The sequence below is a fragment of the Vibrio sp. 1457 genome (genome assembly GCF_033340195.1).
In the GTDB taxonomy this organism is placed as follows: Bacteria; Pseudomonadota; Gammaproteobacteria; order Enterobacterales; family Vibrionaceae; genus Vibrio; species Vibrio alginolyticus.
The window spans coordinates 61943-74337 of sequence record NZ_JAWOWA010000010.1 but is presented as its reverse complement, the minus strand read 5'-3'; the positions used below and the strand labels follow the sequence as shown (position 1 = coordinate 74337).

At 42.9% G+C, this 12395-nt stretch carries 12 protein-coding genes; 2 read left to right on the top strand and 10 right to left on the bottom strand.

Annotation, left to right across the window (positions count from 1 at the left end; translation table 11 throughout):
• From vxrB to R7Z41_RS12545, 6 genes are all read right to left on the bottom strand, one after another.
• The gene (vxrB, locus tag R7Z41_RS12570) at nt 1-663 is read right to left on the bottom strand and encodes a response regulator transcription factor VxrB (protein WP_005376251.1); all 663 of its coding nucleotides are present in this window, start codon (nt 661-663) and stop codon (nt 1-3) included.
• The gene (vxrA, locus tag R7Z41_RS12565) at nt 638-2092 is read right to left on the bottom strand and encodes a sensor histidine kinase VxrA (protein WP_025767766.1); all 1455 of its coding nucleotides are present in this window, start codon (nt 2090-2092) and stop codon (nt 638-640) included. Before vxrA ends, vxrB begins: the two co-directional genes overlap by 26 nt.
• Before the next feature lie 155 nt (nt 2093-2247).
• Nucleotides 2248-3624, bottom strand: coding sequence for a Re/Si-specific NAD(P)(+) transhydrogenase subunit beta (pntB, locus tag R7Z41_RS12560; protein ID WP_005376248.1), 1377 nt, complete (start codon nt 3622-3624; stop codon nt 2248-2250).
• 8 nt (nt 3625-3632) lie between these two features.
• Nucleotides 3633-5189, bottom strand: coding sequence for a Re/Si-specific NAD(P)(+) transhydrogenase subunit alpha (locus tag R7Z41_RS12555; RefSeq protein ID WP_054575447.1), 1557 nt, complete (start codon nt 5187-5189; stop codon nt 3633-3635).
• A 434-nt stretch (nt 5190-5623) separates the two neighbouring features.
• The gene (locus R7Z41_RS12550) at nt 5624-5905 is read right to left on the bottom strand and encodes an HlyU family transcriptional regulator (protein WP_005376244.1); all 282 of its coding nucleotides are present in this window, start codon (nt 5903-5905) and stop codon (nt 5624-5626) included.
• A gap of 41 nt (nt 5906-5946) precedes the next feature.
• Complete coding sequence (locus R7Z41_RS12545) at nt 5947-6315, bottom strand: late competence development ComFB family protein (protein ID WP_005376241.1); 369 nt, start codon at nt 6313-6315, stop codon at nt 5947-5949.
• A gap of 253 nt (nt 6316-6568) precedes the next feature.
• Between R7Z41_RS12545 and R7Z41_RS12540 the strand changes: the two genes are divergently transcribed.
• Nucleotides 6569-7807, top strand: coding sequence for a GGDEF domain-containing protein (locus R7Z41_RS12540; protein ID WP_225478075.1), 1239 nt, complete (start codon nt 6569-6571; stop codon nt 7805-7807).
• 252 nt (nt 7808-8059) lie between these two features.
• Here R7Z41_RS12540 and R7Z41_RS12535 read toward each other — a convergent pair whose 3' ends face one another.
• Complete coding sequence (locus tag R7Z41_RS12535) at nt 8060-9019, bottom strand: diguanylate cyclase (RefSeq protein WP_171053575.1); 960 nt, start codon at nt 9017-9019, stop codon at nt 8060-8062.
• 273 nt (nt 9020-9292) lie between these two features.
• Between R7Z41_RS12535 and R7Z41_RS12530 the strand changes: the two genes are divergently transcribed.
• A complete protein-coding gene (locus R7Z41_RS12530) occupies nt 9293-9730 on the top strand; it encodes a DUF3069 domain-containing protein (protein WP_005376232.1) in 438 nt (145 codons plus the stop codon).
• A gap of 76 nt (nt 9731-9806) precedes the next feature.
• Here the strand turns inward: R7Z41_RS12530 and modC are convergent, their stop codons facing one another.
• Genes modC through modA form a run of 3 tightly spaced genes read right to left on the bottom strand, consistent with a single transcriptional unit; the run spans nt 9807 to nt 12382 of the window.
• Complete coding sequence (modC, locus tag R7Z41_RS12525; RefSeq protein ID WP_225478076.1) at nt 9807-10913, bottom strand: molybdenum ABC transporter ATP-binding protein ModC; 1107 nt, start codon at nt 10911-10913, stop codon at nt 9807-9809.
• Nucleotides 10910-11599 carry a molybdate ABC transporter permease subunit gene (gene modB / locus R7Z41_RS12520; protein ID WP_213901221.1) on the bottom strand — a complete coding sequence of 230 codons (690 nt, stop codon included), beginning with the start codon at nt 11597-11599 and terminating at the stop codon, nt 10910-10912. The genes modC and modB overlap by 4 nt, the downstream gene beginning before the upstream one ends.
• 27 nt (nt 11600-11626) lie before the next feature.
• Complete coding sequence (gene modA, locus R7Z41_RS12515; RefSeq protein WP_053349904.1) at nt 11627-12382, bottom strand: molybdate ABC transporter substrate-binding protein; 756 nt, start codon at nt 12380-12382, stop codon at nt 11627-11629.
• Nucleotides 12383-12395: the final 13 nt, after the last annotated feature.

Genomic DNA, 12395 nt, shown 5'->3' with positions numbered 1-12395 from the left:
TTATGCTTTCATCTTGTAGCCAACACCACGAAGTGTTTCAATTTCCAGTCCTGGCAGTTTTTGACGAAGCTGTAGTACATGTGTATCAACCGTACGTGTTGTCGGGAAGTGATTGTAACCCCAAACGTGGTCAAGTAGCTCATCACGAGTAAACACGCGACCTAAGTTTGACGCCAAAAATAGCAGCAAATCAAACTCTGTTCGAGTAAGCGTAATTAGCTCGTCTTTATAAGTCACTTCACGAGTCGAGCGGTCAATCTCTAAGTCTTTTGTAATCACTTTATCAGCGTTGCTTTGTTCTGCTGAATCCGGTGCTCGTAGCTGTGCACGGATTCTCGCAAAAAGCTCCGCCTCAGCAAAAGGCTTTGTTAAGTAGTCGTTCGCGCCGGAATCAAGGCCTGCAACTTTATCTTTTACGGTAACAAGTGCCGTTAACAAGATAACTGGTACGTCTTTAATCTGTTTCCATTCTGGGAGACATTGTACAGAGTCACCATCTGGGAGTTGGCGATCGAGAATTACCAAGTCAGCTTTTTTCCATTGTGGCTCTACGTCTGCAATACGCTCCACATGTAAACACTCATATCCTGCTTGTTCCAGGCTTACTAACAGGCCGTCAGCCAAGTTTTTATCGTCCTCAACGAGAAGCAGTGTCTGTTTCACAAGGTATCTCCAATATAAAAGTTGTAGGTGGTCCCATTAAGGACATTTTTCCGCCCATGCGGCCTACCATAGATTCAACGATTGTTAATCCAAGTCCTAACCCGCTCTTACTTACGAACGGTTTCTTCAAATTTGCCCAATCTTTAGCCGTTAGGCCTCCTGCATCTCGGACTTGGAATACTATTTTTTCTTCACTAGTTGAGACATCCAATTCAACCGGTGCGACACCGTACTTAAGCGCATTACGAAGCAAGTTATCGATACAAGTTCCTAACCAGTACACATTAACTTTAGCAGCCACATCTTCATTGATGTTAAAAAGCACGGCACTATCAAATTCTTCTTCGATCTTAAATTCTAACCAATCTGCAACGGATGGTACCCAGTCTGTTGCAAGCATTTGGTTATCAGATTGCAAATAATCTTTACTCGCTTCTGCCAATTGACGCAGGCGGCGCGTATCTTCACACAATCTGCGGAATTCGTCATACACACTTTCAGGCAAATGCTCGAACTCTCGACGAAAGCCCTCAACCGTTAGTGACAGAGATGCAATCGGTGTTCTGAGCTCATGCGTTAAAATTTGCAACACGAGCATTCTACTACGTAGTTCTTCTCGCTTGCTATTCCAACGGTACACCGCCCAACCAATCACCAAAAGAATATTGGCGATTACCAGTATGATCATACTGATCCGCAAAACTTGCGAGTGATCTTCTACATCCCAACAAATATTACCTCGTTTAACAAAGCAACTTTTGCTTTGAGACGCTAGAGCGTATGACAGACCCGCATTCGCTACGTTCTCTTGCCAGATATCTTTCTCGAAAACAAAGTAACGGTCACCACGTCTTAACCAAAGTTCGTTACCTTCAATAAACATGCTCGCGCCTGCAATCAAAGCATTAATGGCGTCGTCATCCATGTTTTTCAAGCTTTCTAGCAACTCATCCCCTTCCTCGTTATCACGCTCTTTTATATGCATGTACTGAGATAGTTTGGGTTTGAGTTCTGGATACTTATCCACATAACGTGCCGCATACGTCCCACCACCAGGGTGAATGAGACCACTACGCGAGAACCAACGAGGTGTCAGCTGCGTCCCTTTACAAATCGCCCTTGTAAATACTAAAGGCTCAGTAATTAAAGGACTTAATGGTAATTTGCCACGACAAGTATTCGCCAAGCTGTAAAGCTGTTGGATATCTTTTAACGGATAGTCAGACGTTTGCGGCAGAAGCGAATCTGGCGCAAGTAACTTGGTAGGATAATTTGATTGCAGAATACGAATATCGTACGACTTAAGAGCTACTTCATAGTTAAATAGCTCTGTAAACGTATCTATTCTTTCTGGTAGTGAATCGGAAAATGCAGGTGCCGAAAAAAGCGGCAATACAGTTGCAAAACCGAGCAAAAACTTTTTAATCAAACTGTTACCGTCACTTGTTACATTAGCCAAAACTATACATCAATCTACAAGCAATTGACATCTGCTAACAGAAGGATTTGCATTACTATAACATTGAAACGGAACAAAAAAGGGCCAGCGATTGCTGACCCTGTATAGTTTTAAATCAAGAATGGTTAAAGTGCTTTAAAAATAGACTCAACACTTTCTTTCGCATCACCAAATAGCATTGATGTATTTTCTTTGAAGAACAGTGGGTTCTGTACTCCTGCGTAACCAGTATTCATTGAGCGCTTGAATACCACTACGTTTTTCGCGTTCCATACCTCCAATACGGGCATACCAGCGATTGGGCTGTTCGGATCTTCCAGTGCGGCTGGGTTGACCGTATCGTTAGCACCGATAACCAATACGGTATCGGTTTCTGCAAAGTCATCATTGATTTCATCCATTTCAAGAACGATATCATACGGTACTTTTGCTTCAGCGAGTAACACATTCATATGCCCCGGTAGACGACCCGCTACTGGGTGAATCCCAAAGCGAACTTCAATACCTTGTGAACGAAGTACATCAGTAATTTCATGAACAGGGTATTGTGCCTGAGCTACTGCCATGCCATATCCTGGAGTGATGATTACTGATTTTGAGTTCTTCAACATCTCTGCAACTTCTTCAGCCGTTGTTTCACGATATTCGCCCTGCTCTTCGTCACCTGAAATCACTATCTCTTGACCAAAACCACCGGCAATAACACTGATAAACGAACGGTTCATTGCTTTACACATGATGTAAGAAAGAATCGCACCTGATGAACCTACCAAAGCACCTGTTACAATCAATAGATCATTTGCTAGCATGAAACCTGCTGCCGCTGCTGCCCAACCTGAGTATGAGTTCAACATAGAGACAACAACTGGCATATCAGCACCACCGATTGAAGCGACTAAATGGTAGCCGAATGCGAACGCGATCAAAGTCATCACAATAAGAGCGAACATGCTGCCATCTGCTTTTACGAAGTAGATCATAAGAAGCGTAGAAATAACAACCGCTGCGAGGTTCATTTTGTGCTTATGAGGCAGGTTAAGTGGCGACGAAGAAATCACACCACGCAGCTTACCAAATGCGACTATTGAACCGGTGAAAGTTACGGCACCGATGAACACACCCAAGAATACTTCTACAAGGTGGATAACATGCTCAGCATGTGTTGCTGCTTCTGGCGCATCTAGGTAGCTGTTGTAGCCAACTAAAACCGCAGCTAAACCTACAAAGCTGTGTAGAATCGCAACCAGTTCTGGCATCTCGGTCATTTCTACTTTCTTCGCATAGAAAATACCGATCGCACCACCTATCGCCATCGCGATAATGATCCAACCAAAACCTTGCGCATCTGGGCTAAAGATCGTCGCTATTAGCGCGATCGTCATACCAGCGATACCGTAGTAGTTACCATTACGAGCAGACTCTTGCTTTGAAAGCCCCGCCAAACTCATGATGAAAAATAATGCAGCAACAATGTAAGCTGCTTGTACTAATCCTGCAGACATTGTGACTCCTATTTATCTTTGCGGAACATTTCAAGCATACGCTTGGTGACGGTGAAACCACCGAAGATATTGATACTCGCGATCAATACGGCAATAAAAGATAGAAATGAAACGACGCCATTACCTTGTCCAATTTGCAGTAATGCACCAACGACAATAATGCCAGAGATAGCATTCGTTACTGACATTAGTGGAGTATGAAGTGCATGGGTAACATTCCATACTACGTAGTATCCGACAACACACGCTAGAACAAATACAGTAAAGTGAGAAAGAAACGCTGCCGGAGCAACCGAAGCTACCCATGCAAAGGCTCCAACAGCCGCTGCCACACCAATAATTTTCTTCGTTGGAGACGTAGGTTCTTCTACTTTAGGCTCTGGCTTCACAGGCTGTTCTTGTTTCACTTGCGGCTGAGCTGAAACCTGAATTGGTGGCGCTGGCCAAGTAACTTCACCTTCTTTCACCACGGTAACGCCACGGATAACAACATCTTCAAAATCAATATTGATGTTGCCATCTTTCTCTTTACACAACAGTTTTAGAAGATTGACAAGGTTTGTCGCGTAAAGCTGAGAAGATTGTGTTGGCAAACGACCAACCATGTCAGTGTAACCAACAATTTTTACGCCGTTATCCGTCATGATAACTTGGTCTTTCACTGTATATTCACAGTTACCGCCATTAGCAGCTGCCAAGTCGACAATTACACTGCCCGCTTTCATGCTGTCGACCATTTCTTTGGTGATCAACTTCGGCGCAGGTTTACCAGGGATGAGCGCGGTCGTAATAATGATATCAACATCTTTAGCTTGCTCTGCGTATAACTCTGCCGCTTTTTTGTTGAAGTCATCAGACATTTCTTTTGCGTAGCCATCCCCAGAGCCAGACTCTTCTTGAAAGTCAACGGTCAGGAACTCAGCGCCCATCGATTCAACTTGCTCTTTTACTTCTGGGCGGACGTCAAACGCACGGACAATGGCACCTAAGCTACCTGCAGCACCGATAGCCGCCAAGCCAGCGACGCCAGCACCCGCAACCAATACTTTCGCTGGAGGTACTTTACCGGCAGCCGTAATTTGACCTGTAAAGAAACGACCAAACTCATGAGCTGCCTCAACCACTGCACGATAACCAGCGATATTAGCCATCGAAGATAGCGCGTCTAAGGCTTGTGCACGTGAGATACGAGGAACGGAATCCATGGCAAGAACGTTAATGTTCTTACTGGAAAGTTGTTCCATCAACTCAGCATTTTGAGCCGGCCAAATAAAGCTAACCAGTGTTGCTCCATCTTGCAGTAACGCAATTTCGTCAATGCCTTGCTCATCATCCACAATTGGCGCATTAACTTTTAAAATAAGGCCAGATGCCCAAACTTCTTCACTAGAAACGATTTTCGCACCAGCTGCTTCATAAGCGGCATCATCGAAACTCGCTAGCACCCCCGCTTGGGATTCAATCGCGACATCGAATCCCAATTTTATTAACTGCTCAACCGACTTCGGCGATGCAGCCACTCGCGATTCACCCGCGAGTATCTCTTTAGGTACACCGATTTGCAAAACGCATACTCCTTGTATACATATCAATAAATTAGTCCCAAAACAGAGCGTTGCTCTACTCTAATTCTTTTTTATTTCTATCTGTTTACCACGCAAGACAATTGCAAACGAAAGATGATGTTTGGGGACACCCATTTGCACAATAACACCTTGACTAACAGCCCTGTTATTATTCTGTTTGTATCGAACGCGTCTCATTACTTCAAGTGTTTTGTAATTTAAATACTAAATTTCATTACATATAACGCTAAGTAATGAATGATTGTCGCTCTGTGCACGAAAAATAACAACGCAACACCGTACTAGACTGAGGTCTAACCAGGTAACGATTAAATACCGACTTAACAGAGATTTAAGCGTTAAAAAGAAAGAGCCACTAGCATATACACTAATGGCTCTTTTTAAGATGACTGGAATCAAATTGCAGTAAATTGCTAGTCGAAGATTTTATCGCCCATTTGATCAATAAACATTTGAGATTTCTTCAACATAAGGTCATTGGCATCTTGCTCTGAGCCAAGCAAATCGGAGCGAATAAACCGATGTGTTTTCACTTCATCATTGTCATGCTTTTCTATTCGACCAGCGATGCGATATTGTCCGCCCTCTGAAAGGCTCTCTGGGTAAATAAGGAAACCTTTATATTCAACTGGTTCGATATTTTTGGCTTCAACCGTTTTCTCACTACCACCAAACAAACGCGAAAAAAATCCCACGATTCCTCCTTGGGTCAGCTCACTAGTCAACTGAGCGACTCTTACTTAATATTAACGTTAAGGATCGGTTTTTCATACCAATCCAACTCTTTGTCATCATCATAACTAGTATGGGAAAAAATTACAGGCACATCATACTCTCGGTTCTTGCGCCTGTCTTCTTTCACCATTTCTGCGGCGTTTTTCACCGCTATATCCGCGCTTTGCTTAAACTGGCTTAATTTTTGTTCAGGAAGTGAAGACAAAAAATCAATATCATGACGGATATAGACAGGCTTGAGCTGGATAAGCGCAAGGCAAGCAATATCGGCTAACTGTTCGTTGTCATACTGTTCTAAAAATTCGGGCAAACTGAGAACCTGGCCTACTAATGTTTCCATGTAGTTGTGCACATCTGAGCTTATCTGCATCTGTAAATCTCCTTTTTCCTATGAAATGAGTATAGCAACGACTTGTTTATAACAACTTATTGATTGCTCTTAATTTAATCAATCTCTCTCTTTTTGCCGTAATGTCTTCCAAAATACTTGGGAAAAGGAACAAATAGACGTATTCTTGCTAATTCTCAAAGTTCGAAATTCAATAACGGATAAATATCCATATTGATAAAACGATTTACCTAACCAATTATATAGTCAACTATTTTCAGGCAGTTTGTAATAGATGTCCTCATCGTCAATGACTTCATCAGGCTTCAGATTCTTATTCCCTTTTTTGCTACTGGGCATAGTGAGTTCGGGCATGGACAGCATTATTCAGATGACTCAGGCAAACTGGGGCATTGCCGCAAACTTGCCGTACATACTATTAGGTTGTGCGCTACTCCTTTGTTATTCATTTAAGCAAGGCAGAGAGTCCATGGTGTGCTTGGCAATGTTGCTAGCCTATTTCGTGATACAGCACCGCCTACAAGTCCCGCTTCAAAGTGGTACCGCTTTACTTGAGCTAACCATTTTAGCCACGTTACTTCCTGTCTCGTTTCTTACGGTATTTTTGTTTAGTAAAGAAGGTTTTGACTCTAAAGCCATGTTGACTTACATCTTGATGTTAGCAATGTTCGTTCTTTGGTCTTATCTAACGCTAGCATATTACGTTGAAGGAGGGTTTGAACAATGGACAAGCGGTATTTTATTTATTGTACCTACGGTCTCTAAACTGCCTTTAATTCTTGTTTTATATTGCGTGGGTATTGTCTGTTTTCTTGGAATCCTTGTTTTAAAGAAGAATGAAATTATCCATGCGATGACCTACTCTGCCATGGTATTGGCGTCTGCGACGTTCATTTCCTTTGATGTGCAGTACATATCAAGCACCATGTTTACGCTAACAGGGCTGCTTATCATTATTTATGCCGCTTCCGCTAGCCATCAACTGGCTTTCACCGATAGCCTAACGCTGATTCCGAGCAGACGTGCACTTGATCTCGATCTAAAACACATGGGTAAGAAGTTCACGATCGCAATGCTTGATGTTGACCATTTTAAAAAGTTTAACGACACCTACGGTCACGATACTGGTGATGACGTTCTAAAAATGGTCGCTTCGCGCCTCACTAAAACCCCAGGCGGCGCAAAAGTTTATCGATTTGGCGGAGAAGAATTTACCATCGTTTTTAAAGGCAAATACGCTGACGAATGTAAGAACTTTTTGGAAGAAGCTCGCAAATCGATTGCAGAATACGAGATGATATTACGCGATGAAGAATCTCGCCCTGAGAACCATAAACAAGGACAAAAACGTCGTGGTAGCAACAGCTCGAAAAGAAAGTCGGTTTTTGTTACCGCAAGTTTCGGAGTTGCTGATAGCCGGAGTGGGCAAGCTCCTCTGGACGTCATTAAATTAGCGGACGAAGCACTTTACAAAGCGAAAAAGGCCGGACGTAACTGCATAAAGCTTCGTTAGACCCTCACCAATCGTGAAAGTTAACAAGCTTGTCCGGGTTTAAAACAAAACCGAACTTCCCCATCAGCATAATAACAGCACTCATCGTTGCCACTATCCCGATGTTATCTATCTAATCAAAGGTATAAGGTATACGCCCGATTGCGACATTCCGTTCGCACTGTTTTGCCTATCTTACTTTGAGTTAGCTTTAAAATAACCACCAAAAAGTGACAACGCAACAAAAGGAGTAATATTCATAAGATTTTGTTTTTAAAAAGAATTAACCACAGTATGTGTGTTTCTTCCCAAAGATTTTGATGTATATAGTGCTTTATCAACTGTCGCATACAAATCTGATTGCACTTCTTTCCCTGTCGGTTGAAAAACAAAAACACCCTGTGACACCGTCACTCTACTTGACACACTAGAATACTCATGTGGGTAATCGAGAAAATACATAGCCTCTTGTATACGCTCGGCTTCTCTTTCTGCTGTTTGAGTGTCGGTACACCCTAGCAACACAACAAACTCTTCTCCACCATATCGACCTACATATTCCCCAGAGCGACAAAAAGTAGCCTTGAGTTGATTCGCAATCGCTTGCAAGCAACGGTCGCCTTCAATATGACCGTAATTATCATTAAACGGTTTAAAAAAATCGACGTCCAATAGAATCAAAGCCATTGGCATGTTGTGACGGCCATGCCATGCAACCATCGATTCCAACTTATGGTCGATATAACGGCGGTTATAGAGTTTGGTTAGGCCATCTTCATTCGCTTGCTGAGTCAAAAGTTGATTAACTTGCTCTAATTGAGCTGTCGCTTGCTTAAGCTCTCGTCTCATATGAGCAATACGCTGCATTGCGATAAGTTTAGAGTTCAGTACCAGTTTATCTACCGGCTTAATTAAATAGTCATCACCGCCCGCGTCTATGGCTTTAGCAATCATTTCTGGCTCTTCGTGACTACTCAAGAAAATAATTGGGATCCAATCCGGAAACGTTTCTCTTATATGAAGAGAGACTTCAAACCCGTTCATATCTGGCATTGATATATCGAGTAACACCAGTTCCGGATCAAAACTCTCGTAGGTATTTAACGCCTCTAGTCCACTACCTACGGCTTTTACAATATGTCCAAGTTGCTTTAGACGAATAGCCAACTGCATCCTGTCTAGCTGAACATCGTCAACCAGAAGGATTCGCATCGATGTCCCTGTCGGTTGCATAACGCGTTCCATTTTTAATTATGTCTTTATTAAACATATACCATACTCATAGAGTTGTTGCATTCGACTCATAATTAAGTGCTATATTTTTGTTTGAATATCACGGAATCCATTGCATAAAGCAGTTAGACTGGACGTTACCCTATCTAATCATGGCCTGTGAGCAGAAGTTCAACAAACTAATTCACTTTGGTCATCTTGTGGATTAATGGGTATAGCTATTTGATGCATTTGGTATTAATATTCCCGCCTTTTTGTAATGAGAGACACACCATGTCAGAAGCAACTAACAGCGAAAGCAAAAAAATCGATCTAGCCAGCATTTCTCCAGAGCTACGTAAAGTTATCGAATTTGACGAAGTTCCAGAGCAAATGTTCGAAATGGTTACCTCTATCCATGAAGTGTCTGAAGAAGCGGTACGTGAATCATGGGACGAAATGCCAGCAAGTGCACAGAACATTCTAGACAACTTTGAACAGTTTCATGCTCTAGTTTCTGTAGGCCAAGCATTCGCTGGTATTAATGTGATGGAAGAGTTTCCGACTCTTAATCTGCCAGAAAACATGACAGATGAAGATAAAGAAGAATACCGTGCTCAACTACTTGATAATGTGCTTCACAACTGTGTGAAAGACATGGTTAAGCAACTTAAGAAAGCACGTCGTGACCCACTTCTTAAGCGTGAATTCAAAGAAGTATTCGCGAAGTAATTCCGACATTCTTCTAGTAACAAAGGCCGCACTTTGCGGCCTTTTTTGATCATGAAGCGTAAATCAGTCTAAACGGTTAATGAGGCGTTAGTGCCATATCTTTTTGTGTCACACTGACACCTTTAATTTGTGCAAAAACACGGCTACCAACTTTTAGGTTGAGATCATCAAGGGCCCACGGTGTGATCGTTGCCCACAAATAACATTTCTCGTCTAGCTTGAGTGATACATTAATACTCTGCTTGTCATCGGCTGCGTTAAACGCCTCAATGGAATCGACAATAGCAGGCAAAATATTTCGAATCGACGTCGCCTTGGGTTGCTCGAGCGTGATAGAAACGTCGTTGGCACGCACTTGCAAGCGTATTGGCGTGTCTGGTGTTCCGTCAATCTTTTGCACCCACAGGAATACATTAGGTGCAAGGTTGATACAAGTCAGTGCATAACGTTCATGATGTTCAGCAATCCGGCCTTCAAATAAGCTGCTTTGATCTGAGAAAGATTGCCATGGACGCATAGCATGAGAAGCCCACACTTCCTCAAGCTTACCTGAACTCGAAATTTTACCTTGGTCAATAATTGCAAGGTGCTGAGCAAGCCTTAAAATTTCCTGGAGACTGTGTGTGACATAGATAATAGGGATATTTACCTTCTCCGACAACTCCTCGAGAAAAGGCATTACCTCACGCTTTCTTGGCATATCGAGTGAGGCAAGTGGCTCATCCATCAAAAGCAAATTGGGCTTAGATAGCAATGCGCGCGCAATCGCAACACGTTGCTTTTCACCACCAGAAAGTGATACCGGAAAGCGCTTTAGTAACGGTTTGATAGACAAGAGTTCGGTGACTGCATCAAAATACTCGTCATCTTTTTCTTTAACGCCATATAACAAATTGCCTTGAACCGAATAGTGAGGAAACAAACGTGAATCCTGAAACACATAACCAATACCACGCTTGTGCGTTGGTAGGTTGATTCCCTGTTCACTGTCAAACAAAACATGCTCACCAACCGCAACATACCCTTGCCTTGGAGTGACCAATCCGCTGATGATGTTAATCAACGTCGTTTTACCTGCACCAGATCGTCCAAACAAGGCACTAATTCCGTTACAGGGTAACTTAAGTTTGATGTCGAAGTCAGTCTCACCAAGCATTTGTTTAAATTGGACTTTAATCGTCATTGTTTCGCACCCAATCTGCTTGCCGCTTTACGATTTAGCCATTCAGAGATCATTAATGTAGACAAGGCTAACGCGATAGAAATGATACACAGACGAGCCGCCTGCATTTCTGCACCTGGCGTTTCAATAAAGTTGTACATTGCCAGCGGAATCGTTTGGGTCTCACCCGGAATGTTAGAGACGAAACTGATCGTCGCCCCGAATTCGCCAAGACTACGAGCAAATGACAGCATCGTGCCCGTAATAATTCCGGGAATGGTCAGTGGTAACGTGACGGTGAGAAACACTTTTAAAGGAGAAGCGCCTAACGTAGAGGCTGCGTGCTCCAATTTAGGGTCGACGCTATCTAAGCTTAAGCGTACTGAACGAACCATCAAAGGCAAAGCCACGACAATACAAGCGACTACTGCCCCTTTCCAATTAAAGCTAAATACTACCCCTAAGTTTTCATAGAGCCACTTTCCAAGGAGCCCTTGTCGTCCTAAAGAAATCAACAATAAATAGCCGATTACCACTGGCGGCAATACCAGTGGTAAATGAATTAAGCTATCGAGAATCGATTTACCAAAGAACGTTTTTCGAGAAAGTAGCCAAGCAAGAAAAACGCCGAGAGGAATCAGCCAAAGTACTGCGTACGCGCCTACTTTGAGGCTTAACATTAAGGCTTGGTATTCCAGTTCTGTCACGCTTCGTTCCTATAATTGAAGGCCGGTTTATTGCTGAAAGCCATATTGAGCAAAAACGCGTGCGGCTTCGTCCGATTTTAGGTACTGGAAGAACTGCTCCGACTCAGTAGAATCATTCACAATTGCAGCCGGGTAAACAATAGCCGCATGCGTATCACTCGCAAATTCGCCGAGAATTTTGACTTTATCAGTTAACTGAGCATCGGTTTTGTAGACCACACCTAAAGGCGCTTCTCCACGTTCAACCAACGCCAAAGCTAAGCGCACGTTCTTTGCTGGTGCGACGTGAGTTTGAACCGCTTTCCATACACCCAGTGTAGTCAATGACTCTTTCGCGTACATACCAGCAGGTACTGACGTCGGATTGCCTAAAGCAAGACGATTTCCATGCAATGCCTTCTCCCATGCCTTTGCATCAGAAAAGTTAAATGAGGTTAATTCTGAAGACTGAGGCGCAATCAACACTAAGCTATTGCGCACTAGATTTGTGACATTGTCACGATAAATGACGTCTTTATCGACCAAATAATCCATCCATTTCGTGTTCGCAGAAATGAATACATCCGCTGGTGCGCCATTGATAATTTGTCGAGCGATAGAAGAAGAACCACCATAAACGGGAGTGATAGAAACGTCATACTTTTCTTCAAAGTTTTGCGCGATCTCGTTAATCGCATTCGTCATAGAAGAGGCTGCATACACTTTTAGGTTCGTTGCTGCGTTTGCTGAAAATGAAATGCTTAATACTACCGTAAGGCAAGCATACTGTTTCCATGCTTTCATAGAGATACTCCAA